Consider the following 25,764-nt stretch of genomic DNA (forward strand, 5'->3'; position numbering starts at 1 on the left):
ATGCCTGGAATACCTTTGGAACACGGGCTTGCGGTAGCAGGCGTACTGTTCTGCCTCGGTCTGGTTGGACTGATGGTTCGCCGTAACATTCTCTTCGTATTGATGAGTCTGGAAATCATGATGAACGCCGCTGCACTGGCGTTCATTGTGGCCGGTGCACGTTGGGCGCAGCCGGATGGACAAGTGATGTTCATCCTGGTGATCACCCTGGCAGCTGCCGAGGCCAGTATTGGCCTGGCGATCTTGCTGCAACTGTATCGCCGCTTCCACACGCTTGATATCGATGCTGCCAGTGAGATGCGCGGATGAACCTTCTCTTTCTGACTTTCGTATTCCCCCTGATCGGCTTTTTGCTGCTGTCGTTCTCCCGTGGACGTTTCAGCGAAAATCTCTCGGCACTGATCGGCGTCGGCTCCATCGGCCTGTCAGCCATCGTTGCCGCGTACGTGATCTGGCAATTCAACGTTGCACCACCTGAAGGCGGCCACTACAGCCAAGTGCTGTGGCAGTGGATGTCGGTAGGCGACTTCAAGCCTAGCTTCACCCTGTACCTCGACGGCCTGGCAGTGACCATGCTCGGCGTTGTTGTCGGTGTGGGCTTCCTGATCCACGTATTTGCCTCCTGGTACATGCGCGGTGAAGACGGCTACTCGCGCTTCTTCTCCTACACCAACCTGTTTATCGCCAGCATGCTGTTCCTGATCCTGGCCGATAACCTGCTGTTCGTGTACTTCGGCTGGGAAGGCGTGGGCCTGTGCTCTTACCTGTTGATCGGTTTCTACTACAGCAACCGCAACAACGGTAACGCCGCACTCAAAGCCTTTATCGTGACCCGTATCGGTGACGTGTTCCTGGCCATCGGCCTGTTCATCCTGTTCCAGCAACTGGGCACACTGAACATTCAGGAACTGCTGGTGCTGGCGCCGCAGAAATTCCAGGCCGGTGACTTCTGGATCGTTCTGGCGACCCTGATGCTGCTGGGCGGTGCGGTCGGTAAGTCGGCGCAATTGCCCCTGCAAACCTGGTTGGCAGACGCGATGGCGGGCCCGACACCGGTTTCGGCACTGATCCACGCCGCAACCATGGTAACCGCCGGTGTTTACCTGATCGCGCGGACCCACGGCCTGTTCACCCTGGCCCCTGAAGTGCTGCACCTGGTCGGCATCGTCGGCGGTGTGACACTGGTGCTGGCAGGTTTCGCAGCGCTGGTTCAAACCGACATCAAACGTATCCTCGCCTACTCGACCATGAGCCAGATCGGCTACATGTTCCTGGCGCTGGGCGTTGGCGCCTGGGACGGGGCGATATTCCACCTGATGACCCACGCCTTCTTCAAGGCCCTGCTGTTCCTTGCATCGGGTGCAGTGATTGTTGCCTGCCACCACGAGCAGAACATCTTCAAGATGGGCGGCCTGTGGAAAAAACTGCCACTGGCTTACGCCAGCTTCATCGTCGGCGGCGCGGCCTTGTCGGCCTTGCCATTGCTGACAGCTGGCTTCTACTCCAAGGACGAAATTCTTTGGGAAGCCTTCGCCAGCGGTCACAGCGGTCTGCTGTATGCCGGTCTGGCGGGTGCGTTCATGACCTCTCTGTACACCTTCCGTCTGATCTTCGTCACCTTCCACGGTGAAGCCAAGACTGAAGCTCATGCAGGCCACGGCGTAACCTACTGGCTGCCACTGAGCATCCTGATTGTGCTGTCGACCTTCATCGGCGCCCTGATCACGCCTCCGTTGGCTGGCGTACTGCCACAAAGCGTTGGCCATGCTGGCGGCGAAGCCAAACACAGCCTGGAAATCGCCTCGGGTGCCATTGCCCTGGCCGGTATCCTGCTCGCTGCCCTGCTGTACCTGGGCAAACGTCGTTTCGTTACCGCTGTTGCCAATAGCGGCATCGGTCGCTTCCTCTCGGCCTGGTGGTTCGCTGCCTGGGGCTTCGATTGGCTGTACGACAAACTGTTCGTCAAACCGTACCTGTTGATCTGCCGCGTGCTGCGCAAAGATCCGCTGGACCAGACCATTGGTTTGATCCCGCAGATGGCCAAGGCCGGGCATAACGCCCTGAGCCGCAGCGAAACCGGTCAACTGCGTTGGTACGCTGCTTCCATGGCCGCCGGTGCTGTACTGGTCATGGGCGCCATCGTACTGGTAGCGGTCTGATATGAACCTTCGACATTGCGAAAGGAATTGAGCCCGTCATGATTCTGCCTTGGCTAATCCTGATCCCCTTTATCGGCGGCCTGCTGTGCTGGCTGGGTGAGCGCTTCGGCCCTACCCTGCCACGCTGGATTGCGTTGCTGACCATGTCCCTCGAACTTGCCCTCGGCCTTTGGCTGTGGGCGCACGGGGACTACCATCTGGCACCGAACCCGGGCGCTGCCCCGGCGTGGGCGCTTGAGTTCCAGCACACCTGGATCGAGCGCTTCGGCATCAGCGTGCACCTGGCGCTGGACGGCCTGTCGCTGCTGATGATCCTGCTGACCGGCCTGTTGGGCGTGTTGTCGGTACTGTGTTCCTGGAAAGAAATTCAGCGTCACGTGGGCTTCTTCCACCTGAACCTGATGTGGATCCTGGGCGGCGTAGTTGGCGTGTTCCTCGCCATCGACCTGTTCATGTTCTTCTTCTTCTGGGAAATGATGCTGGTGCCGATGTACTTCCTCATCGCGCTCTGGGGTCACAGCTCGTCCGACGGCAAGAAAACCCGTATCTACGCCGCGACCAAGTTTTTCATCTTCACTCAGGCTTCCGGCCTGATCATGCTGGTGGCGATCCTGGGCCTGGTGCTGGTCAACTACAATGAAACCGGTGTGCTGACCTTCAGCTACGCCGAGCTGCTGAAAACCAAGATGTCGCTCACCACCGAGTACATCCTGATGCTTGGCTTCTTCATTGCGTTTGCGGTGAAACTGCCGGTTGTACCGTTCCACTCCTGGTTGCCGGACGCTCACGCCCAGGCACCTACCGCAGGTTCGGTCGACTTGGCCGGTATCCTGCTCAAGACCGCTGCTTATGGTCTGCTGCGTTTCGCCTTGCCGCTGTTCCCGAATGCTTCGGCCGAGTTTGCGCCGATTGCCATGACCCTGGGTCTGATCGGGATTTTCTACGGTGCTTTCCTGGCCTTCGCACAAACCGATATCAAGCGTCTGATCGCGTTCTCCAGCGTTTCGCACATGGGCTTCGTTCTGATCGGCATCTACTCCGGCAGCCTGCTGGCGTTGCAAGGTGCAGTGATCCAGATGCTCGCGCACGGTGTTTCGGCAGCGGCGCTGTTTATCCTCAGCGGCCAGCTGTACGAGCGCCTGCACACCCGTGACATGCGTGAAATGGGTGGCTTGTGGTCGAAGATCGCTTACCTGCCGGCCATCAGCCTGTTCTTCGCTGCCGCGTCGCTGGGCTTGCCAGGCACCGGTAACTTCGTGGGTGAGTTCCTGATTCTGATGGGCTCGTTCGCCAGCTTCCCTTGGGTCACGGCCATTGCAACAACCGGTCTGGTGTTTGGTTCGGTTTACTCGCTGATCATGATTCACCGCGCCTACTTCGGCCCGTCCAAATCGGACGCGGTACTGGCCGGCATGGATGCTCGTGAACTGATCATGGTGCTCGGTCTGGCGGTACTGCTGATTTTCATCGGCGTGTACCCGCAACCGTTCCTCGATGCCTCTGCTGCGACCATGCATGGCGTGCAGCAATGGCTCGGCACCGCCTTCACTCAACTCGCTTCGGCCCGGTAAGAGCGCTATGGAATTCACGATCCAACACTTTATCGCGCTTGCTCCACTGCTGATTACCAGCCTCACCGTTGTGGTGGTGATGCTGGCAATCGCGTGGCGCCGCAATCACTCACAGACCTTCCTGCTTTCGGTGGCGGGTCTTAACCTGGCACTGCTGTCGATTTTCCCGGCATTAAAAGTGGCACCGCTGGCTGTCACCCCGCTGTTGATGATGGACAACTTCGCCTATCTGTACACCGGGCTGATCCTGGTCTCGACGCTGGCCTGCGTCACCCTCGCCCATGCTTACCTGGGCGAAGGCGGCACCGGCTACCCGGGCAACCGCGAAGAGCTTTACCTGCTGATCCTGCTGGCTGCGGCTGGCGGTATCGTGCTGGTGAGCGCGCAACACCTGGCGGGTTTGTTCATCGGCCTGGAGTTGCTCTCGGTTCCGGTCTACGGCTTGGTGGCTTACGCCTTCTTCAACAAGCGTTCGCTGGAAGCCGGCATCAAGTACATGGTGCTGTCGGCTGCAGGTTCTGCGTTCCTGCTGTTCGGTATGGCCCTGCTGTACGCCGAAGCCGGCAGCCTGAGCTTCAGCGGTATCGGCCACGCCTTGGCGTCGACTGGCGCGCCAAGCGCCATCGCACAGCTGGGTCTGGGCATGATGCTGGTGGGTCTGGCCTTTAAACTGTCGCTGGTACCGTTCCACCTCTGGACCCCAGACGTGTACGAAGGTGCTCCGGCGCCTGTGGCGGCTTTCTTGGCCACCGCTTCGAAAGTTGCCGTGTTTGCCGTCATCGTGCGTCTGTTCCAGATCTCCCCGGCCGCGACTACCGGTGTGATGAGCGACGTACTGACCGTGATCGCGATTGCTTCGATCCTGTTCGGTAACCTGCTGGCCCTGACCCAAAACAACCTCAAGCGTCTGCTGGGTTTCTCGTCCATCGCCCACTTTGGCTACCTGCTGATCGCCCTGATTGCGAGCAAAGGCATGGCCGTTGAAGCGATCGGCGTGTACCTGATCACCTACGTGCTCACCAGCCTCGGTGCGTTCGGCGTCATTACCATGATGTCGTCGCCGTACAAAGGCCGTGACGCAGACGCACTGTACGAGTACCGCGGCCTGTTCTGGCGCCGTCCGTACATGACCGCCGTACTGACCGTGATGATGCTGTCCTTGGCCGGTATCCCGCTGACCGCTGGCTTTATCGGCAAGTTCTACATCATTGCGACCGGCGTTGAAGCTCACCAATGGTGGCTGGTCGGTTCCCTGATCCTGGGTAGCGCCATCGGCGTGTTCTACTACCTGCGTGTGATGGTGACCCTGTACTTGGTCGAGCCGAAACTGCATCGCCACGATGCTCCGCTGAACTGGGAGCAGAAAGCAGGTGGCGTGATGCTGCTGGCGGTTTCGATTCTGGTGTTCGTACTGGGCGTGTACCCACAACCGATGCTGGAACTGGTGCAACACGCAACGCTGTACCTGCACGGTTAAGCGTTAAACGGTTGTCCCGATACCCCGTGAAGGCCCGGCCTTCACGGGGTATTTTTTTTGATCCTGCCAGCCCCTTTAGGAGCGAGCTTGCCTCGCGATCTTTTAAAGATCAAAAGATCGCGAGGCAAGCTCGCTCCTACAGTTAGGTGGGGCTGTGATTGTCTGACAGTTGCGAGTGATTACGGGCTTGTATAGGCTGGCGCGCCGCCCGCCCATCGTCCTGGAATGCCTGTTAATGCGATCTGCCTTGTCTTCGTTTCTGCCTTTGGCGCTTGTCTGCGCTGCGCCCGCTTATGCTAACCCGCTGGAGTTGGGTGAGGTTCAGGTTCGCAGTGAGGAAAGCAGCGACCTGCAAGCCGCACAGGAGGCGCTCAAGCAGGTGCCCGGCGCCAGCAATGTGATCGACATGAACGCGGTCGAACAGGGCCGCGTCGCGACCAACAGTGATGTGCTGGCGTATCAACCCGGTGTGTATGCGCAATCTGGCGGTAATGAGGGCACCAAGGTCTCGGTGCGCGGTTCGGGCATCAACCGCGCCCCCGGCGCCCACGGCTCGGGCCTGTATGTGATGTTTGATGGCCTGCCGCTGACCGGCCCCGGCGGTACGCCCTATGAGTTGTTCGAGCCGTTGTGGCTGAGCCGTGCTGAGGTGTTGCGCGGAGCAAATGGTTTTGATGTCGGCGCGCTGGCCTTGGGTGGCTCGATCAATTACGTCACCCACACCGGCTATGACGCCGCGCCCCTGCAAGTGCGCTATGAAACGGGCAGTTATGGCTACCAGAAACGCCAAATCAGTTCCGGGCAAGTGTTGGGGGATCTGGACTACTACGTGTCGCTGAACGACGCTGAGACCAACGGCTATCAAGACCACACGTCAGGCAACAGCAAAGGCATCGCTGCCAATATTGGCTATCGTTTCAGCCCGCAGTTGGAAACACGCTTTTATCTGCGTTATCGCGAAACCGATAACGAACTCGCAGGCCGGGTCACCAAAGAGCAAATCAAGCATCACCCACGCGCTGCCAATCCGGCGTATATGAGCGGCGACTACACCCGCCCGCAACCCGGCAGCACCTGGCTGGGCAACAAGACCACGCTGTACCTGGACGATGATTCGCAGCTGGAAGTCGGGCTGGTGTACCACGATTACCCCATGGATCTGCGCGAAGGGCCTAACCGGCTGAAGGTTGCCTACTCCGACGTCAGCGGTACCTTGAACTATAAGCGCCGCGACACCCTGTTTGGCCTTGAAAGCAAAACCACGGTGGGTCTGCGCAGCAGCAAGCATTTGCCCAACAGCGGCGCGTCGGAATACGTGCGCATCCCGCGCGGCAATACCGCCAGCTATGCGCCGGGCACCAAAATGCGCGACTTCAGTTATCAGGGATCGGACAGCGTGCTGCACGCCAGCAATGATCTGGAGCTGATGCCCGACCTGTGGCTGACCACGGGTATGGCGCTGATCTATACCCGCCGCGAAAGTGAAGTGAGCTACCCCGACAGCGGCGGCAAAGTCAGCCGCCATGATTGGGATTACGCGCCGCGCCTGGGCTTGCGCTATGAGTTCAACCCGCACTTGCAGGTGTACGGCAACCTCAGTCGCTCGGTCGAGCCGCCGCACCCGTGGTCGATGATCTGGAGTTCGCCGTACGTATTCCCGGTGGGCAGCGGCCCGGCCACCGGGCGCCAAAGCACCCCGATTGCCATGCAGAACCAGACCGCGACCACCCTTGAGCTGGGCACACGGGGCGACTCGGGGATCGGCCAATGGGATCTGGCCTGGTACTACTCGGCCGTGCGCCATGAACTACTGACGGTTGAGCTGCAAGCTGCCACGGCTGACCTGGCACCGATTGTCGGCGAGTCCAACGCCAGCCCGACCGTACACCAAGGCATTGAAGCCGGGCTCAATAGCCGCTTGTGGGAGCGCGATAGCGTGGGCAGCCTGTCGTTGCGTCAGGCCTACACCTTCAGCGACTTCCATTACCGCGATGACTCACGCTTTGGTGACAACCGCTTGCCGGGCATCCCACAGCACTACTACCAAGCGGAGGTCCGCTATGACCACCCGCAAGGCTTCTACGCGGGGGTCAACACACAAGTGGCCTCACGCATGGCGGTGGACTATGCCAACACCTACTACGCATCGTCTTACACGCTGTGGGGCGCAACGCTGGGCTACGCCTCCCCCAAGCGCGACTGGCAGACCTGGATCGACCTGCGCAACCTCACCGGCGAGCGCTACGCCGCCACGGTGACACCGGGTTACGACGACAAAGGCCAGGACGCCGCCCGTTCCACCCCCGGCGAAGGCCGGGGCGCCTACGTCGGGGTTTCGTACAGCTTTCGTTAGTCGAGGGTGATTTTGTCAGCGGGCAAGCGGACCTTGCGCCGGGTGCCGCTGAACAATCCCCAGCTCGACAGGAACAGGGCGGCGATCAATGGCCCGATGACAAAGCCATTGAGGCCGAAAATCGCCATGCCGCCCAAGGTCGAGATCAGGATCAGGAAGTCCGGCATTTTCGTGTCTTTGCCCACCAGGATCGGGCGCAATACGTTGTCGACCATACCGATGACGAAGACGCCAAACAGCGCCAGCACCACGCCTTGCCAGATCATCCCGGTGGTCAGGAAGTAAATCGCCACCGGCGCCCAGACGATGCCCGCTCCGACGGCAGGCAACAAGGACAGGAACATCATCAGCACCGCCCAAAACAGCGAGCTCTGGATGCCCAGGATCCAGAAGATTACCCCGCCCAGCGCGCCCTGCACCACGGCCACCGCCAGATTGCCTTTGACTGAAGCCCTGACCACGCGACGCAATTTGATTTGCAACAGGCGCTTGTGCTGTTCAGCCATGGGCACCGCGTTGCGGATCAAACGCACCATGGCCTGGCCGTCACGAATAAAGAAATACAACAGGTAGAGCATGATGAAAAAGCTCACCACCAGCTCAAAGGTGCTCTGACCAAAGTTGAACACTTGGGTTGCAAAGAACTGGCTGCCTTCAAGCGCGCCCTTGGAGATTTTGTCGCTGACGCCTTCAATGCTTCTCAAGCCCAGCCGGTCGAGCCATTCAATGACCTGATGGGGCAAGCTGCTTTGCAGTTGGGCGATATAACCGGCGACGTTGATCTTGCCGCTTTGCACATCGCTATAAAGGGTGGCCACTTCTTGCACCAGCAGGATCGTGGTGAAAATCACCGGCAGAATCGCGATCAGGGTGCAGGCTGTGAGCGTGACAAAGGTGGCCAGGTTACGCCGACCTTTGAACCTGAGGAGCAGCTTGCGCTGCAGGGGCGCGAACAGAATACCCAGCGCCACCGCCCAAAAAATCGCCCCATAGAACGGCAGCAAAATCCAGATAAAGGCAACGGTGACGAAGGCCAGAAGCAGGAGCAGGGTTTTACGTTGCAGACTTGTTTCGTTCATACACCTTCCATGTCTTAAGTAGACCTGTAGTCGCTGCCGAAGGCTGCGATAAGGACCGCAGGACCTTCGCTGTTGACTTCAACGGTGAGGGCCGTTGCGCAGCCCATCGCCGCCCATCGCAGCCTTCGGCAGCGACTACAAGTGCAGTTCTTTAGCCCTGCGCCTCTGGATCTTCATGCGCATGGCGCAGGCGTTCGCGGCTGTTGGTCAGGTGTAAACGCATGGCCGCACGGGCGGCGTCGGAGTCCTGGCGGGCAATGGCGGCGTAGATTTCTTCGTGTTCACGGCCCAGGCGGCTCATGTACTGCCCCTGATCATCATGGGCCAGGCTCGCCGAGTTGAGGCGGGTGCGCGGGATGATACTGGTGCCCAGGTGGTTCATGATGTCGGTGAAATAGCGGTTGCCGGTGGCCAGCGCAATCTGCAGGTGGAATTGAAAATCCGACGCCACGGCATCGCCGTTACGGGCAGTGTTTTCGTTAAGGGCATCCAGGGCGGCACGCATGGCGGCCAACTGTTCCGGGTTACGACGCTGCGCGGCCAACCCGGCCGACTCAACCTCCAGGCTGATACGCAACTCCAGAATCGCCAGCACGTCGCGCAATGTCACCACGGTGGCCGGGTCGATACGAAAGCCGCTCGGGCTCGGCGTGTCCAGCACGAACGTGCCGATGCCATGCCGCGTCTCGACTTGCCCTGCCGCCTGCAAACGGGAGATTGCCTCGCGCACCACAGTGCGGCTGACGCCATGGGCTTCCATGATCGCGGACTCGGTGGGCAGCTTGTCGCCGCGCTTGAGCAAGCCGTCGCGAATTTGCTCGGACAGCACCGTCACCAATTCCTGCGCGAGGCTACGGCGTTTGCGAGGAAGGCGTGGAACGTCAGTGGGGTTTTCCATGGTCAACATTTATCTCGGGGTCTAAGTGCGAACTGCAAGTTATCGCATGATAGCTCATGGCGGTTGTACGATCACCCTTCGCCAGTGAGTTCAACCACCCCCTGCCCCGATGAAACCCTGATTTGTTTGCTTGACCCTGCATTGACAAAGGCCTCCGAAGGTGCAAATAATCCGCCAAAGTTGTACGACAACGGATAACACAACAATAATAATCAGGGAATTCCGTATGACCGCACTCTCTCGCATTACGCCCCTCGCACACCCCGGTCGAGCCCGATTGCACACGGGCCGATTGCCTGCCGCTTTTGCTGAACGTCTGTCTGCAGCAAAAGACTCTGCCGTCACAACGGTTTGAGTCAGCGCCCTGACACCAGGGCAACACACACCGCCTTCACATTGCAGGCCGCTTCTGTCGGTCACGTGAGGACGGCTTTGTCAAAAATGGGAGCACAACAATAATGAGATCTCACAACACCCGTTCATTGATTCTTATGGGGCTGGGCAGCATGTCGTTTACGCTGCCGCTGACAGGCATGGCAGAAGGGTTTATCGACGACACCAAAGCGACCCTTACCCTGCGTAACGCGTACATCAACCGCAACTACACCAACCCGGACTACCCCAACAGCCGCGCCCCGCAAAGCAAGGCCGAAGAATGGACGCAAAACTTCATTCTTGACGTCAAATCCGGCTTTACCCAAGGCACCGTCGGTTTCGGGGTGGACGTGCTGGGGATGTACTCGCAAAAACTTGATGGCGGCAAAGGCACGGCGGGCACGCAGTTGCTGCCGACCGGCAGTGATGGCGAACCGGCCAAGAATTTCGGGCGCCTGGGTGTCGCCGCCAAAGCCAAGTTCTCGAACACTGAACTGAAAGTCGGCGAGTGGATGCCGGTGCTGCCAATTTTGCGTTCAGATGACGGTCGCTCGCTGCCTCAGACCTTTCGCGGTGCACAGATCACCTCTAAAGAAATCACCAACCTGAACCTTTACGGCGGGCAGTTCCGCGCCAACAGCCCACGCAATGACGCGAGCATGGAAGACATGTCGCTCAACGGCAAAGGCGCCTTCACATCAGACCGCTTCAATTTTGCCGGCGGTGATTACACCTTCAACGAAAAGCGCACCCAGGTCGGCGCCTGGTATGCCGAACTGGAAAACATCTACCAGCAGCAATTCCTCAACCTGATCCACAGCCAGCCGGTGGGCGATGTCACCCTGGGCGCGAACCTCGGTTACTTCTGGGGCAAGGAAGACGGCAGCAAACGTGCCGGTGAACTGGACAACAAAACCGCATCTGCCCTGCTCTCGGCCAAATACAAAGGCAACACCCTGTATGTCGGCCTGCAAAGAGTGTACGGCGACGACGGCTGGTTCCGCGTCAACGGCACCAGCGGCGGCACCCTGGCCAACGACAGTTACAACTCCAGCTATGACCTGGCCAAGGAACGCTCCTGGCAACTGCGTCATGACCTTGATTTCGCCGTACTTGGGGTCCCGGGTCTGACCATGATGAACCGCTATATCAGCGGCAGTAACATCCACACCGCCACCACCACTGACGGCAAAGAGTGGGGCCGCGAATCGGAACTGGCCTACACCGTGCAAAGCGGCACCCTCAAGGACCTGACAGTGCGCTGGCGTAACGCGAGCATCCGTCGCGACTACAGCGCCCATGAGTTTGACGAGAACCGCATCTTTATCAGCTACCCGCTGTCGTTGTTGTAACCCGCCCGCTTGTCTCGTGATCGGTTTAAAGATCGCGAGGCAAGCTCGCGCCTGCAAAGGGTTGAGGCGCAATGATGGCACTTGGCAAAATCGCGCATTGACAACACCGCCCAGGGCTGTGAATAATCCGAACCAAGTCATACGACAACAGATGACATTAATAAGAAATGCAGGGGTCCTTGATGACTAACACTCGTACTGTCCAAACTCCCTTCAATCGCCTTCTTCTCACCGGTGCTGCGGGTGGTTTGGGGAAGGTGCTGCGCGAAACCCTCAAGCCTTATGCCAAGGTGCTGCGACTGTCTGATATTGCGCCAATGGCCTGCGCAGCCGACAGCCATGAAGAAACCATCGTGTGTGACCTCGCCGACAAACAGGCCGTGCACCAGTTGGTCGAAGGCGTGGACGCCATCCTGCATTTTGGCGGGGTGTCAGTTGAACGCCCCTTTGAAGAAATCCTCGGCCCCAACATCAGCGGCGTGTTTCATATTTACGAAGCGGCGCGCCGACACGGGGTCAAGCGTGTTGTGTTTGCCAGCTCCAACCATGTGATCGGTTTTTACCAGCAAGACCAGACACTCGATGCCCGCTCCCCTCGCCGCCCCGACGGTTACTACGGGCTGTCGAAGTCGTATGGCGAAGACATGGCGACCTTTTATTTCGACCGTTATGGCATCGAAACCGTCAGCATCCGCATCGGCTCTTCCTTCCCCGAACCGCAAAACCGCCGAATGATGCACACCTGGCTGAGCTATGCCGACCTCACGCAGTTGCTCGAACGCGCGCTCTACACGCCGAATGTCGGGCATACCGTGGTCTATGGCGCCTCGAACAATTTGAACGTGTGGTGGGACAACCGCTATGCGGCGCACTTGGGTTTCGCCCCCAAGGACAACTCAGAGATCTTCCGCGACAAGGTTGAAGCTCAACCCATGCCGCCTGCCGGTGACCCCAGCAGAATTTATCAAGGCGGTGCCTTTGTGGCAGCCGGCCCTTTTGGCGACGAATAAGAACAACAACGCAGGGATCAAGCCGCATGACTGCCGAACTGATTCTAGACGCACGCAATGCCACGGGTGAAAGCCCGGTCTGGAGTGTTGCCGAACAAGCGCTGTACTGGGTTGATATCCCGGCCCGGCGTCTGCACCGCTGGCAGGCCGCCGATGGCTTCAGCCAAAGCTGGGAAGCCCCGCAAATGCTTGCGTGTATCGCCAGAGGCCATGATGGCCACTGGATTGGCGCAATGGAAAGCGGCGTTTTCACCCTCACGCCCCAGACCGATGGGCGCCTGAATACCCGCCTGTTAAGCAGCGTGAACCATGCCCAAGCGGGCATGCGTTTCAATGATGGTCGCTGTGATCGCCAGGGCCGCTTCTGGGCCGGCACCATGCTGCTGGACATGGCCGCAGGGGTGCCCGCCGGTGCGATGTATCGCTATGAAGCCGGGCAACACGAACCTCTGAAACCGCAGTTGACCGGGTTTATCGTGCCTAACGGCCTGGCGTTCAGCCCCGACGGCCTGACCCTGTACCTCTCGGACTCGCACCCGGACGTGCAAAAGATCTGGGCCTTCGATTACGACATCGACACGGCCACCCCACACAACCGCCGCCTGTTTGTCGACATGACACAACATCCGGGCCGCCCTGACGGCGCCGCTGTCGACGCCGACGGCTGCTACTGGATTTGCGGCAACGATGCCGGGTTGATTCACCGGTTTACCCCCGAAGGCACACTTGACCGCTCGCTGGCCGTCCCGGTCAAGAAGCCTGCGATGTGCGCCTTTGGCGGTGCGAATCTGGACACCCTGTTCGTCACCTCGATTCGCCCCGCAGGCGACCTCAGTGACCAACCTTTGGCGGGCGGCGTGTTTGCCCTTAACCCTGGTGTTAAAGGGCTGGCGGAGCCCGCGTACACAAGCTGACTGTTTAATCCTGCTGATCCAGAACCTTTAAATAACAAAAACAATATGTGGAGTGACCCATGGATTTCAAACGCACCTTACTCATCGCTGCATTGCCGCTTGCCTTCTGCCTGTCGGGCGTAGCCCAGGCCGAAATCAAGATCAAATTCGCTGAAGTTCACCCGGTCGGCTATCCGCCGGTAGTGGCTGAACAAGAGATGGGCAAAAAGCTGGCGGCGCAAAGCAACGGCGACATTTCGTTCAAGATGTTTGCCGGTGGCGTGCTCGGCTCCGAGAAAGAAGTGGTTGAACAGTTGCAGTCTGGCGCCGTGCAAATGACCCGTGTCAGCCTCGGCATCCTGGGCCCGGTGGTGCCGGAAACCAATGCCTTCAACCTGCCTTTCGTGTTCCGCGATCAAGCGCACATGCGCAAAATCATCGACGGCGAAATCGGCCAGGAGATGCTCGACAAAATCACCAACTCCGACTTCAACATGGTCGCTCTGGCGTGGATGGACGGCGGTACCCGCAACCTCTACACCAAAAAACCCGTGCGCGAGATAGCCGACCTCAAAGGCATGAAGATCCGCGTGCAAGGCAACCCGGTGTTTATCGACACCATCAATGACATGGGCGGTAACGGCATTGCCATGGCCACCGGCGAGATCTTCAGCGCCCTGCAGACGGGCGTGATTGATGGCGCCGAAAATAACCCGCCGACTTTCCTTGAACACAACCACTACCAGAACGCCAAGTACTTCACCTGGACTGACCATTTGATCCTGCCGGAACCCATCGTGATTGCCAAAACCACGTGGAACAAGCTCAACCCCGAGCAACAGGCACTGGTGCAGAAACTGGCCCGCGAAGCGCAGATGGAAGAGCGCGTGATCTGGGATAAAAAATCGGCCGAGAGCGAAGCCAAGCTCAAAACCGCCGGTGTGGAGTTCATCACCCTCACCCCGGACCAGAAAAAAGCCTTCTACGACGCCACCCAACCGGTTCGTGACAAATACGGCGCCAACTACAAAGAGCTGATCTCGCGTATCGAAGCTGTTCAGTAAGCCTGTCCGATAACGCCGCGGTGGCGGGCGCCAGCCCGTTCACCGCCACAGGGGTGAGCCTCCATGAAAAATGCCGTGCTGCGTTTTAACGACTTACTGTACAGGGTCTGTATTGCGATCGCCGGGTTGTCGGTGTTGACCATGACCCTGATCATCCCTTGGGGCATCTTCGCCCGCTACGTGCTGGGCTCAGGGTCCAGCTGGCCAGAACCCACCGCCATTTTGTTGATGGTGGTGTTTACCTTCTTCGGTGCGGCAGCCAGCTATCGCGCAGGCGCACACATGGCCGTGGCCATGGCGGTTGAGCGCATGCCGCTGCACGTGCGCAAACCGGTGGCGGTGCTGGTGCAAATCCTGATGGTCATCGTCTGCCTGTTCATGGCGGTCAAGGGTTTCAAACTCTGCGCCACCACCTGGAACCAATTTCTCGGCGAAATGCCGTCCATGCGGGTCGGCATTTCGTACTTGCCCATCCCCATCGGCGGCTTGATCACGCTGATCTTTGTCCTGGAAAAGCTCTTCCTGGGCGACCAGAGCCACCGCCGTGTTGTGCGGTTCGACATCGTAGAAGCCAGCGAAGAGGCCGTATAAATGGACGCTTTGGTACTGTTAGGCAGCTTTGTTGCGCTGATTCTGATTGGCATGCCGGTGGCTTACGCGCTGGGCCTGTCGGCGTTGATCGGCGCCTGGTGGATTGAAATTCCGTTCGACGCGCTGATGATCCAAGTGGCCGGGGGCGTGAATAAATTCTCGCTGTTGGCGATCCCGTTCTTCGTTCTGGCGGGCGCGATCATGGCCGAAGGCGGCATGTCGCGCCGGCTGGTCGCCTTCGCCGGGGTGCTGGTGGGCTTTGTGCGCGGTGGTCTGTCGCTGGTCAACATCGTCGCCTCGACCTTCTTTGGTGCCATCTCGGGCTCGTCGGTGGCCGACACCGCCTCGGTGGGGTCAGTGTTAATCCCGGAAATGGAGCGTGCGGGCTACCCTCGCGAGTTCTCTACGGCGGTGACGGTCAGCGGCTCGGTACAGGCCCTGCTCACGCCGCCGAGCCACAACTCGGTGCTGTACTCGCTGGCGGCCGGTGGCACGGTGTCAATTGCTTCGCTGTTTATGGCCGGGATCATGCCGGGGCTGTTGCTCAGTGCGGTGATGATGGGCCTGTGCATGATCTTTGCGCGCAAGCGCAACTACCCCAAGGGTGAAGTGATCCCGCTGAAAAAGGCCCTGAAAATCGCCGGTGACGCGCTGTGGGGGCTGATGGCCATGGTCATCATCCTGGGCGGTATTTTGTCGGGGATTTTCACAGCCACCGAGTCGGCGGCCATTGCAGTGTTGTGGTCGTTCTTCGTGACCATGTTTATCTACCGCGACTACAAGTGGCGCGACCTGCCCAAGTTGATGCACCGGGCGGTACGGACTATTTCCATCGTGATGATCCTGATCGGTTTTGCCGCCAGCTTCGGTTACATCCTGACGCTGATGGAAATCCCGATGAAAATCACCACGGCGTTCCTGACCCTGTCGGATAACCGTTACGTGATCCTGATGTGCATCAACGTCATGTTGCTGCTGCTGGGCACGGTGATGGACATGGCGCCGCTGATTTTGATCCTGACGCCGATTTTGCTGCCGGTGATCATCGGTATCGGCGTTGATCCGGTGCACTTCGGCATGATCATGCTGGTGAACCTGGGCATCGGGCTGATTACCCCGCCGGTAGGTGCCGTGCTGTTTGTCGGTGCGGCGGTGGGCAAAGTCACAATTGAAAGCACCGTTAAAGCTCTGCTGCCGTTCTACCTGGCGTTGTTCGGCGTGCTGATGCTGGTGACCTACGTACCGGCCATCTCGCTGTGGTTGCCAAGCCTGGTGTTGTAACCCTCCCCTCTGTAGGAGCGAACTTGTCTCGCGATCTTCTAAAAGATCAAAAGATCGCGAGCAAGCTCGCTCCTACAGAGGGTTCGGTATCTTTCCAGCCAAGGAGGCTGGTTGCTTATGTCTGCTCCTGCTCTGTTTCCCCGTCATGTTGCGGTGTTGATTCTGGTGCTGCTGGCCTGTGCCTTTGCCGGGAACCACATCGCTGCGCGTATTGCGTTCGATCACGACACCGGCCTGCTACTGGCGATTCTGTGCCGCGCCGGGGTCACCCTGCTGGTGCTGACGGCCTTGGTGGTCTGGCAACGCGAACGACCTCGCCTGACCGCTGCCAACTGGCGCTGGCAACTGTTGCTGGGCCTGCTGATTGCGGCGCAAAGCTTTTTCCTCTATTCAGCGGTGGCGCGCATCCCTGTAGCACTGGCGTTGTTGATCGGCAATATGGCGCCGATTCTGCTGGTGTTGCTGACATGGGCGCTGGGCGGCGCTGCGCCTACCCGCCGCGCAGCCCTGCTGATGGGCCTGATCATGTGCGGCCTGGTGTTTGCGCTGGACGTGCCCGAGCGTCTGGCCAATCAGGGCAGCACCGAGGCGCAATGGCTGGAGGGCATTTTGTTTGGCTTTGGTGCCGCCTCGGTGTTCGCCTGTGCGCTGTGGATCACCGATCACAAATTGTCGAGCCTGCGCGGCAGCGTACGCAGCATGCTGACCATGTTGATTGTGTTCAGCGCCGCCACACTGGCCGGAATCAGCGGCGTGTTGCCCGGCGGCGTGTCGTTGCCCAGCTCGTCCACCGGCTGGACCGCCCTCGCCTGCCTGGTCACCTTGTATGGCTTCGGGTTCTGCTTGCTGTTTATCTGCATGACGCGTTTGAACATGGCGCAAAACGCCCCGGTGATGAACGTTGAGCCCGTGGCGAGTTTGCTGTTTGGCTGGCTGATCCTGGACCAGGTGCTGAGCAACGGCCAGGTAATCGGCGGGCTGATTGTGGTCGCCGGGATCGTCATGCTGGCCTTGCAACGGACGGCGCGTTAAGCCAGGTACGGGTTTTTAGATCCAGATCAATAAGCGCGCCCAAAGGCTCGACTACCATCGCGCCTTTTTGCGAAAGACCCGACCATGCGCCTTGCTCCACCCGAACTCCTCGCCCCTGCGGGCACCCTGAAAAACATGCGCTACGCCTTCGCCTATGGCGCGGACGCGGTTTACGCTGGCCAGCCGCGTTACAGCTTGCGGGTGCGCAACAACGAGTTTGACCACGAAAACCTGGCCATCGGCATTCGCGAGGCCCAGGCCCAAGGCAAACGCTTTTACGTGGTGGTCAACATCGCCCCGCACAACGCCAAGCTGCGCACCTTCCTTAAAGACCTGGAGCCGGTAATTGCCATGGGCCCGGATGCGCTGATCATGTCCGATCCCGGGCTGATCATGCTGGTGCGCCAGCACTTCGCGCAGATGCCAATTCACTTGTCGGTGCAGGCCAACACAGTGAACTGGGCCAGTGTGGAGTTCTGGCGCCAGCAAGGCTTGAGCCGGATCATCCTGTCCCGCGAGCTGTCACTGGAAGAGATCGAAGAAATCCGTCAGCAGGTGCCGGACATGGAACTTGAGATTTTCGTCCATGGCGCGTTGTGCATGGCCTACTCCGGACGTTGCCTGCTGTCTGGCTACATGAACAAGCGCGACGCCAATCAAGGCAGTTGCACCAACGCGTGTCGCTGGAAGTACGAAGCCAAGCCCGCCACAGAAAACGAACTGGGCAATGTGGTGAAAGTGGTTGAGCCGACCCTCGGTCTGGGCGCGCCGACCGACGAAGTGTTTGTGCTGCACGAAAGCAATCGCCCGGACGAACCCATGTCGGCATTCGAGGACGAGCACGGCACCTACATCATGAACTCCAAAGACCTGCGCGCGGTACAACACGTAGCACGGCTGACAGAGATGGGCGTGCATTCACTGAAAATTGAGGGGCGTACCAAGTCGCACTTTTACTGTGCGCGGGCGACGCAGGTCTACCGCAAGGCGATTGATGATGCGGTGGCCGGCCGTGAGTTCGACCGCAACTTGATGAATGATCTGGAGTCACTGGCGCAGCGCGGCTACACCGAAGGCTTTTTGCGTCGGCATGTGCATGACGAGTACCAGAATTATCTACACGGCAGTTCTCTGTCACACCGCCAGCAGTTTGTCGGTGAATTGACCGGCGAGCGACGAAAAGGTCTCGCGGAAGTCAAAGTCAAAAACCGTTTTGCCGTGGGCGATCACCTGGAGTTGATGACTCCACGCGGCAATTACCACTTTGACCTGGACCAATTGCATAACACTGCAGGATTGCCGATCGAAGTCGCGCCGGGGGATGGGCACACGGTTTACTTGCCGATCCCCGAACAGGTGGACCTGAGCTATGCCCTGCTGATGCGTGATTTGACGGTGAGCGAAAGCCTAGAGAGAGCGCTGTAAACCTGTAGTCGCTGGCGCAGGCTGCGATCTTTTAAAAATCAAAAGATCGCAGCCTGCGGTAGCGACTACAGATTATTTAGCCCTTGAACACTTCATCCAGCAGGTTGTGCATGGCGGTGAAGGCGCGGTGTGCGGTCTTGGCGTCGTACATCATTTTGCCGGGCACGTTGGCGTGCGGGTCGGTGAACGAATGCACTGCGCCGCCATAGCTGGTCAACTGCCAGTCCACTTCGGCCGCATTCATCTCGGCTTCAAAAGCCGGCAATTGCTCATGGGGCACCAATGGGTCTGACGCACCGTGCAACACCAAAACAGAGCCAGTGATGTTGTTGGCGTCTGCCGGGTTTGGTGTATCCAGCGAGCCATGGAACGACACCGCAGCCTTTAGCGCAGCACCATCACGGGCCAGTTCCAGCGAACAGCACCCACCAAAGCAGAAACCAAAGGTCGCCAATTGCTGGCTATCGACCTTGGCCTCAGTTTGCTCTTTGAGCACTGCGTAGGCCGCCTGCATGCGCTTGCGCAGCAAGGCACGGTCATTTTTCAGCGGCATCATGGCAGCGCCGGCTTCATCTCCGTTGGCGGGACGAACACCTTGGCCGTACAGGTCCGCAATCAGCACCACATACCCTTGCTCAGCGACCTTTTTGGCGATGTCCTCGGCGCCTGCGCTGATGCCCATCCAGTTCGGTGCCATCAGCAAACCCGGCAGCGACTCTTCGCGGCTTGGGTCATATGCCAGGCGGCTTTCGTAAGCTTGGCCATCGATTTGATAGACCACAGAACTGACCGTAATTGATTTCATTAAAAACTCCCGAATTCAAAGCAAAAAAAACCCGCCGAAGCGGGTTTTTTATAGACGTGTTACACGGACAACTCAACTAACAACTTATTTAGGCGACGGACATACGCCGCCGGATCTTTGAGGCTGTCACCAGCCGCCAGGGCAGCCTGGTCGAAGAGGATGTGCGACAGGTCGTCAAAACGCTCTTCGCTCTGCTCCGCATCCAGTTTTTCGATCAGCGGGTGACCCGGATTGAATTCAAAGATCGGCTTGGAGTCCGGCACTTTCTGGCCGCTGGCTTCAAGGATCTGGCGCATTTGCAGGCCCAGGTCTTGTTCACCAATCGCCAGAATGGCTGGCGAGTCGGTCAGGCGGTGCGACACACGCACTTCGCTGACGCTTTCACCCAGCGCGGTCTTGATGCGCTCAACCAGACCTTCTTTGGCCTTGGCCACTTCTTCTGCGGCTTTTTTGTCCTCTTCGGAGTCCAGGTTGCCCAGATCGAGGTCACCGCGCGCAACGTCAACAAAGCTCTTGCCGTCGAACTCGGTCAGGTAGCTCATCAGCCACTCGTCGATACGGTCGGTCAGCAGCAGCACTTCGATGCCTTTCTTGCGGAAGACTTCCAGGTGCGGGCTGTTTTTGACCTGAGCGTAAGTTTCGCCGGTCAGGTAGTAGATCTTGTCCTGGCCTTCTTTAGCGCGTGCCAGGTACTCGGCCAGAGAAACCGTTTGCTCGCCATCATCACCGTGGGTCGAAGCAAATCGCAGCAGACCGGCGATTTTTTCTTTGTTGGCGAAATCTTCTGCCGGGCCTTCTTTGATGACCTGACCGAAGTTTTTCCAGAAGCCCTGATATTTCTCTGGCTCGTTCTTCGCCAGTTTTTCCAGCATGTCCAGAACACGCTTGGTCAGCGCCGACTTCATGGAGTCGATGATCGGATCTTTCTGCAGGATTTCACGCGACACGTTCAGCGACAGGTCGTTGGAGTCAACTACACCTTTGATGAAGCGCAGGTACAGCGGCAGGAACGACTCAGCCTGATCCATCACGAATACGCGCTGTACATACAGCTTCAGGCCTTTAGGCGCTTCACGCTGGTACAGGTCGAATGGTGCACGGGCCGGGACATAGAGCAGCGAGCTGTATTCGAGCTTGCCTTCAACCTTGTTGTGGCTCCAGGCCAGCGGGTTCTCGTAGTCGTGGGCAATGTGCTTGTAGAACTCCTGGTATTCCTCGTCCTTCACTTCAGTGCGAGGACGGGTCCACAGGGCGCTGGCGCGGTTAACGGTTTCCCATTCCAGTGCCGGTGCTTCCTCACCTTCGGCTGCGGCCTGCTCTTTAGGCAGTTCGATCGGCAAGGCGATGTGGTCGGAGTATTTTTTGATGATGTTGCGCAGGCGCCAGCCATCGGCGAACTCTTCGTCGCCTGACTTGAGGTGCAGAACGATCTTGGTGCCGCGAGAGGCTTTTTCGACGTTCTCAACTTCGAACTCGCCTTCGCCTTTGGAAGACCAGTGCACGCCTTCGCTGGCAGGTGTACCGGCGCGGCGGCTATATACGTCAACTTTGTCAGCGACGATAAAGGCCGAGTAGAAGCCCACACCGAACTGGCCGATGAGGTTAGAGTCTTTCTTTTGATCGCCCGACAGGTTTTTCATGAAATCGGCGGTGCCGGACTTGGCGATCGTACCCAGGTGGGCGATCACGTCGTCACGGTTCATGCCAATACCGTTGTCTTCGAGGGTGACGGTTTTAGCGTCCTTGTCGAAGCTCACACGGATTTTAAGTTCGTCGCCGCCCTCCAGCAGTTCTGGTTTGGACAGCGCTTCAAAACGTAATTTGTCGACAGCATCAGAGGCGTTCGAGATCAATTCGCGAAGGAAGATTTCCTTGTTGGAATACAGCGAATGGATCATGAGGTGCAACAGTTGCTTGACCTCGGTCTGGAAGCCCAGGGTTTCCTTTTGAGTTTCCACGCTCATTGTTATCAAACTCCGATTAGATGGCATGAGCCACGCCCAAGAGGGTTAGCGGCGGGATGTGATGAAAGTTGGGGCCTGAACTCTGGATTTCAAGGCCTGATACTTTTTACCAATAGATTCTGTGCAATCGGCACTACTTATATATCTGCAGGGCGATGGAACTTAAGTACCGCGGGCTGGCTCAAACGCCCCGTAGAACTACTCACAAGGAGAAACATCCCATGCGTAATACCGTTGCTGTTGCCTTGATGCTGGCCGCTTCTCTGGGCCTTGCTGCTTGCGATAAAAAATCCGAAGACAAAGCCCAGGACGCTAATCAGCACGCAGAACAAGCTCAACAAAACATGTCTGAAGCGCAAGACAAGGTAAACGACGCTGCTAAAGAGAACGCTGAAGCAGCTAAAGCCCAAGCTGAATCCAATGAAGCTGCAGCAAAAGAAGCCGCTCAGGATGCTCCAGCGGCTGAAAGCAAGTAATTCGCTGTAGCTGACCTTGTAGGAGCGAGCTTGCCTCGCGATCTTTTGATCTTTTAAAAGATCGCGAGGCAAGCTCGCTCCTACAGGTAAGCGCCATAAAAAAAGCCCTGTATCTCATCGATACAGGGCTTTTTTATTAACACTGTGGGCACGCTTTTGGCGGGCAGTGTCGTCAGGCAATGGCTTCTTGCGACTTGCCCAGCAGGCGGTCGTAAATGAACGCACCTACCAGAACGATCAGCGACGGCACCAGCCAGGCCAGGCCTTGCTCGCTGAACGGCATGTGAGTCAGCCAGTTCGGCAAGCCATCCGCCAGGCCTGCGCCTTTAAGGGCATCGACCACGCCGAAGATAAACGACACCAGCATCACCGGGCCGACGATACGAGTCTGCTCATGCCAGAAGCCTTTGCAGAAGCTCAAGGCCACCAGCACGATACATGGCGGGTAAATGGCGGTCAGCACCGGCACGGAGAAGGCGATTAACTTGGTCAGGCCCAGGTTGGACACCACCAGCGAGAACACGGCAAGGATAATCACCAAGGCCTTGTAGGACAGAGGCAAGATCTTGCTGAAGTATTCTGCACAGGCACAGGTCAGGCCTACCGCTGTAACCAGACACGCCAGGGCAATCAGCACAGCCAGGAAACCACTGCCGAGCGAGCCGAAGGTGTGCTGAACATAGGCGTGCAATACCGCAGCCCCGTTGGTTGCGCCGATAGCCACTTCATGGCTGCCGGAACCCAGGCGGAAGAGGCTGATGTACACCAGTGTCAGACCAACGCCCGCCACCAGGCCAGCAATGATCGCGTAGCGGGTGATCAGTTTCGGCGACTCGACACCACGGGAACGGATCGCGTTAACGATCACGATGCCGAAAACCAGTGCGCCCAAGGTGTCCATGGTCAGGTAACCCTGAATAAACCCTTGAGAGAACGGCGCAGCCTCGTAGACCGGGGTCGCGCTACCGATATCACCGGCAGGCAAGGCAAACGCGGCGATACCGAGAATGGCCAGGGCGATGATTTTGAGCGGAGCCAGGAAGCGCCCTACCGTGTCCAGCAAACGACCTGGATACAGCGAAACGAAGAACACGATCAAGAAGTACACGGAGCTGTACAGGAACAGCGCCAACGGGCTTTCACCGGTCAGGGGCGCCAGACCCACTTCGAACGACACGGTTGCCGTACGCGGTGTGGCAAACAGCGGGCCCACAGCCAGGTAGGCCGCAGCCGCGAGCAAGCCACCGGCGATTTTGCCAATCGGGCTGCTCAGTGCATCCATGCCGCCGCCAACTTTGGCCAGGGCGACAACAGTGACAACCGGCAAACCCACAGCCGTAATCAAAAAGCCCAGCGCGGCGATCCAGACATTAGGCCCGGATTGCAAACCAACGATTGGCGGGAAAATGATATTGCCAGCCCCAACGAACAGGGCAAAGGTCATAAACCCAAGTGCCAGAATGTCCTGGCCTTTCAAAACTTTCATTACGGAAGTACCACACTAGTAAATCGGGATTTAGAGGGGAATTTCCCGTGCGGATATGGGAAATGTTGTCAGTCTGAATAAGACCGACCCGTCTAGCGCGTGGCTTCCTTGTGGGACGCACACGCAGAAAAGCAGAATGGCGGCAAGATTACCGAGTTTTTAAGATGAACGCACTGTTGCAGGGCATTCTGTCCGATGAACGAACGCAGTTGTCGCCTGGATGACATCGAAATTTAAACTGGTGTGATTTTCCTACATTGGTATTCCCACATCGCTGTAGGAGCGAGCTTGTCTCGCGATCTTTTTTAAGGTCAAAAGATCGCGAGGCAAGCTCGCTCCTACAGGGATTTAAGTAGCCAGAATGCACAAAGGCCACCCGAAGGTGGCCTTTGCCTGGTGTAGCAATCAGTTAAGCGCGTGGCTTACTTGACAGCCCAACCGGTCAGCTCGGCCAAGGCCTTGCCGATGTCTGCCAGCGAACGCACGGTTTTTACGCCTGCGTCTTGCAGAGCAGCAAACTTCTCGTCTGCAGTGCCCTTGCCGCCAGAGATGATTGCGCCAGCATGGCCCATGCGCTTGCCTGGAGGGGCAGTCACACCAGCGATGTAGGAAACAACTGGCTTGGTCACGTGTGCCTTGATGTAGGCAGCCGCTTCTTCTTCAGCCGAACCGCCGATCTCACCGATCATGACGATCGCTTCGGTCTTCGGGTCTTCCTGGAACAGTTTCAGGATGTCGATGAAGTTCGAGCCAGGGATCGGGTCACCACCGATACCTACACACGTCGACTGACCGAAACCGGCGTCAGTGGTTTGCTTCACAGCTTCGTAAGTCAGGGTGCCGGAACGCGACACGATACCTACTTTGCCTGGCAAGTGAATGTGACCTGGCATGATGCCGATCTTGCACTCGCCCGGGGTGATCACGCCTGGGCAGTTAGGGCCGATCAGGGTAACACCCAGCTCGTCGCACTTAACTTTAGCGTCCAGCATGTCCAGGGTAGGAATGCCTTCGGTGATGCAAACGATCAGCTTGATGCCGCCGAACGCTGCTTCAAGGATGGAGTCCTTGCAGAAAGGAGCCGGAACGTAGATCACGCTGGCGGTGGCGCCAGTGGCAGCTACGGCGTCTTTCACGGTGTTGAACACTGGCAGACCCAGGTGCTCGGTGCCGCCTTTGCCCGGAGTTACGCCGCCAACCATCTTGGTGCCGTACTCGATGGCTTGCTGGGTGTGGAAGCTACCTTGCGAACCAGTGATGCCCTGGCAGATAACTTTGGTGTCTTTATTGATCAGGACGCTCATTACTTGCCCTCCGCAGCTTTAACAACTTGTTGAGCAGCGTCGGTCAAGCTGGTAGCAGCGATGATGTTCAGGCCGCTGTCTGCCAGTACTTTAGCGCCCAGTTCAGCGTTGTTGCCTTCAAGGCGCACAACCACCGGGATTTTCACGCCGACTTCTTTCACTGCGCCGATGATGCCTTCAGCAATCATGTCGCAACGAACGATGCCGCCGAAAATGTTAACCAGTACTGCCGCGACATTGCTGTCGGACAGAATGATTTTGAACGCTTCAGTTACGCGTTCTTTAGTTGCGCCGCCACCTACGTCGAGGAAGTTGGCTGGCTTGCCGCCGTGCAGGTTAACGATGTCCATGGTACCCATGGCCAGACCGGCACCGTTTACCATGCAGCCGATGTTGCCTTCCAGCGCTACGTAGTTCAGTTCGAACTGGGCAGCGTGCGCTTCGCGCGGATCGTCTTGCGACGGATCGTGGAAAGTTTTCAGCTTGGGCTGACGGTACATGGCGTTTGCGTCGATGTTGATTTTTGCATCGAGGCAGTGCAGGTCGCCGTCAGTCTTGATAACCAGCGGGTTCACTTCCAGCAGGGCCAGATCGTGATCCTTGAACAGTTTGGCCAGACCTACGAAGATCTTGGCGAACTGAGCAACTTGCTTGCCTTCCAGACCCAGCTGGAATGCCAACTCGCGACCCTGGAATGGCTGAGCGCCAACCAGTGGATCGATGGTTGCTTTGAGAATTTTTTCTGGAGTGTCGTGTGCGATCTTCTCGATGTCCACGCCACCTTCAGTGGAAGCCATGAACACGATACGACGGCTGGAACGGTCAACGACAGCGCCCAGGTACAGCTCTTTAGCGATATCAGTGCAGGATTCAACCAGGATTTTGGTGACCGGCTGACCATTGGCGTCAGTTTGGTAAGTCACCAGACGCTTGCCCAGCCACTGCTGTGCAAATGCTTTAGCGTCTTCTTTGTTGCGAACCAGCTTAACGCCGCCCGCTTTGCCGCGACCGCCTGCGTGAACCTGGGCTTTTACAACCCATTCGGTCCCGCCAATTTTGTCGCAAGCTTCAGCCGCTGCTTCCGGGGTGTCTACTGCATAACCCTTGGATACTGGCAGGCCGTACTCAGCGAACAGCTGCTTACCCTGATACTCGTGAAGATTCATGCT

General features: G+C 58.2%; 21 protein-coding genes. 14 read left to right on the forward strand and 7 right to left on the reverse strand.

Annotation, left to right across the window (positions count from 1 at the left end; translation table 11 throughout):
- The 5 genes from nuoK (at nucleotide 1) to TU84_RS08210 (ending at nucleotide 7,560) form a co-directional block, all read left to right on the forward strand.
- Nucleotides 1-309 (forward strand): NADH-quinone oxidoreductase subunit NuoK, encoded by a 309-nt coding sequence (gene nuoK, locus TU84_RS08190; protein ID WP_003446970.1) that lies wholly within the window; start codon nucleotides 1-3, stop codon nucleotides 307-309.
- Complete coding sequence (gene nuoL, locus TU84_RS08195; protein ID WP_048368556.1) at nucleotides 306-2,159, forward strand: NADH-quinone oxidoreductase subunit L; 1,854 nt, start codon at nucleotides 306-308, stop codon at nucleotides 2,157-2,159. The genes nuoK and nuoL overlap by 4 nt, the downstream gene beginning before the upstream one ends.
- A gap of 38 nt (nucleotides 2,160-2,197) precedes the next feature.
- A complete protein-coding gene (gene nuoM, locus TU84_RS08200; RefSeq protein ID WP_048368557.1) occupies nucleotides 2,198-3,730 on the forward strand; it encodes an NADH-quinone oxidoreductase subunit M in 1,533 nt (510 codons plus the stop codon).
- A 7-nt stretch (nucleotides 3,731-3,737) separates the two neighbouring features.
- Nucleotides 3,738-5,207 carry an NADH-quinone oxidoreductase subunit NuoN gene (nuoN, locus tag TU84_RS08205; protein WP_048368558.1) on the forward strand — a complete coding sequence of 490 codons (1,470 nt, stop codon included), beginning with the start codon at nucleotides 3,738-3,740 and terminating at the stop codon, nucleotides 5,205-5,207.
- 235 nt (nucleotides 5,208-5,442) lie between these two features.
- Nucleotides 5,443-7,560, forward strand: coding sequence for a TonB-dependent receptor family protein (locus TU84_RS08210; protein WP_048368559.1), 2,118 nt, complete (start codon nucleotides 5,443-5,445; stop codon nucleotides 7,558-7,560).
- Here TU84_RS08210 and TU84_RS08215 read toward each other — a convergent pair.
- Both TU84_RS08215 and TU84_RS08220 read right to left on the reverse strand, forming a co-directional pair.
- A complete protein-coding gene (locus TU84_RS08215; protein ID WP_048368560.1) occupies nucleotides 7,557-8,639 on the reverse strand; it encodes an AI-2E family transporter in 1,083 nt (360 codons plus the stop codon). The genes TU84_RS08210 and TU84_RS08215 overlap by 4 nt on opposite strands.
- A 151-nt stretch (nucleotides 8,640-8,790) precedes the next feature.
- The gene (locus TU84_RS08220; protein WP_048368796.1) at nucleotides 8,791-9,537 is read right to left on the reverse strand and encodes a FadR/GntR family transcriptional regulator; all 747 of its coding nucleotides are present in this window, start codon (nucleotides 9,535-9,537) and stop codon (nucleotides 8,791-8,793) included.
- 458 nt (nucleotides 9,538-9,995) lie between these two features.
- Between TU84_RS08220 and TU84_RS08225 the strand changes: the two genes are divergently transcribed.
- The 8 genes from TU84_RS08225 to trhP all read left to right on the forward strand — a co-directional run bounded on the left by TU84_RS08225 (nucleotide 9,996) and on the right by trhP (nucleotide 18,560).
- Nucleotides 9,996-11,264 carry an OprD family porin gene (locus TU84_RS08225; protein ID WP_048368561.1) on the forward strand — a complete coding sequence of 423 codons (1,269 nt, stop codon included), beginning with the start codon at nucleotides 9,996-9,998 and terminating at the stop codon, nucleotides 11,262-11,264.
- Nucleotides 11,265-11,446: 182 nt separating this feature from the next.
- The gene (locus TU84_RS08230; RefSeq protein ID WP_048368562.1) at nucleotides 11,447-12,274 is read left to right on the forward strand and encodes an NAD-dependent epimerase/dehydratase family protein; all 828 of its coding nucleotides are present in this window, start codon (nucleotides 11,447-11,449) and stop codon (nucleotides 12,272-12,274) included.
- Nucleotides 12,275-12,300: 26 nt separating this feature from the next.
- On the forward strand, nucleotides 12,301-13,188 hold the full coding sequence (locus TU84_RS08235; protein WP_048368563.1) for a glucurono-1,5-lactonase: 888 nt from the start codon (nucleotides 12,301-12,303) through the stop codon (nucleotides 13,186-13,188).
- Between the two features lie 59 nt (nucleotides 13,189-13,247).
- Nucleotides 13,248-14,231: a TRAP transporter substrate-binding protein gene (locus TU84_RS08240; RefSeq protein WP_048368564.1), complete on the forward strand. Its 984-nt coding sequence runs from the start codon at nucleotides 13,248-13,250 to the stop codon at nucleotides 14,229-14,231.
- 63 nt (nucleotides 14,232-14,294) lie between these two features.
- A complete protein-coding gene (locus TU84_RS08245) occupies nucleotides 14,295-14,822 on the forward strand; it encodes a TRAP transporter small permease (protein WP_048368565.1) in 528 nt (175 codons plus the stop codon).
- Nucleotides 14,823-16,103 carry a TRAP transporter large permease gene (locus tag TU84_RS08250; RefSeq protein ID WP_048368566.1) on the forward strand — a complete coding sequence of 427 codons (1,281 nt, stop codon included), beginning with the start codon at nucleotides 14,823-14,825 and terminating at the stop codon, nucleotides 16,101-16,103.
- A 117-nt stretch (nucleotides 16,104-16,220) separates the two neighbouring features.
- On the forward strand, nucleotides 16,221-17,135 hold the full coding sequence (locus TU84_RS08255) for an EamA family transporter (RefSeq protein ID WP_048368567.1): 915 nt from the start codon (nucleotides 16,221-16,223) through the stop codon (nucleotides 17,133-17,135).
- Nucleotides 17,136-17,219: 84 nt separating this feature from the next.
- Nucleotides 17,220-18,560 carry a prephenate-dependent tRNA uridine(34) hydroxylase TrhP gene (gene trhP / locus TU84_RS08260; RefSeq protein ID WP_048368568.1) on the forward strand — a complete coding sequence of 447 codons (1,341 nt, stop codon included), beginning with the start codon at nucleotides 17,220-17,222 and terminating at the stop codon, nucleotides 18,558-18,560.
- A gap of 76 nt (nucleotides 18,561-18,636) precedes the next feature.
- On the opposite strand, the gene TU84_RS08265 is transcribed toward trhP, so the two are convergent.
- Together TU84_RS08265 and htpG are read right to left on the reverse strand one after the other, a co-directional pair.
- Nucleotides 18,637-19,365 (reverse strand): dienelactone hydrolase family protein, encoded by a 729-nt coding sequence (locus TU84_RS08265; RefSeq protein ID WP_048368569.1) that lies wholly within the window; start codon nucleotides 19,363-19,365, stop codon nucleotides 18,637-18,639.
- Between the two features lie 59 nt (nucleotides 19,366-19,424).
- Nucleotides 19,425-21,329 (reverse strand): molecular chaperone HtpG, encoded by a 1,905-nt coding sequence (htpG, locus tag TU84_RS08270; protein WP_048368570.1) that lies wholly within the window; start codon nucleotides 21,327-21,329, stop codon nucleotides 19,425-19,427.
- Nucleotides 21,330-21,550: 221 nt separating this feature from the next.
- Here htpG and TU84_RS08275 point away from each other — a divergent pair, with 221 nt between their 5' ends.
- Nucleotides 21,551-21,805, forward strand: coding sequence for a hypothetical protein (locus TU84_RS08275; protein ID WP_048368571.1), 255 nt, complete (start codon nucleotides 21,551-21,553; stop codon nucleotides 21,803-21,805).
- A 172-nt stretch (nucleotides 21,806-21,977) separates the two neighbouring features.
- On the opposite strand, the gene brnQ is transcribed toward TU84_RS08275, so the two are convergent.
- The 3 genes from brnQ to sucC form a co-directional block, all read right to left on the reverse strand.
- The gene (gene brnQ, locus TU84_RS08280) at nucleotides 21,978-23,291 is read right to left on the reverse strand and encodes a branched-chain amino acid transport system II carrier protein (protein WP_048368572.1); all 1,314 of its coding nucleotides are present in this window, start codon (nucleotides 23,289-23,291) and stop codon (nucleotides 21,978-21,980) included.
- A gap of 422 nt (nucleotides 23,292-23,713) precedes the next feature.
- Entirely contained in the window at nucleotides 23,714-24,595 is an 882-nt protein-coding gene (gene sucD, locus TU84_RS08285) for a succinate--CoA ligase subunit alpha (RefSeq protein WP_003223019.1), read from the reverse strand.
- Nucleotides 24,595-25,761 (reverse strand): ADP-forming succinate--CoA ligase subunit beta, encoded by a 1,167-nt coding sequence (sucC, locus tag TU84_RS08290; RefSeq protein WP_048368573.1) that lies wholly within the window; start codon nucleotides 25,759-25,761, stop codon nucleotides 24,595-24,597. Before sucC ends, sucD begins: the two co-directional genes overlap by 1 nt.
- Between the last annotated feature and the right edge of the window lie 3 nt (nucleotides 25,762-25,764).

Origin of the sequence: Pseudomonas helleri (assembly GCF_001043025.1) — a bacterium.
Taxonomy (GTDB): Bacteria; Pseudomonadota; Gammaproteobacteria; order Pseudomonadales; family Pseudomonadaceae; genus Aquipseudomonas; species Aquipseudomonas helleri.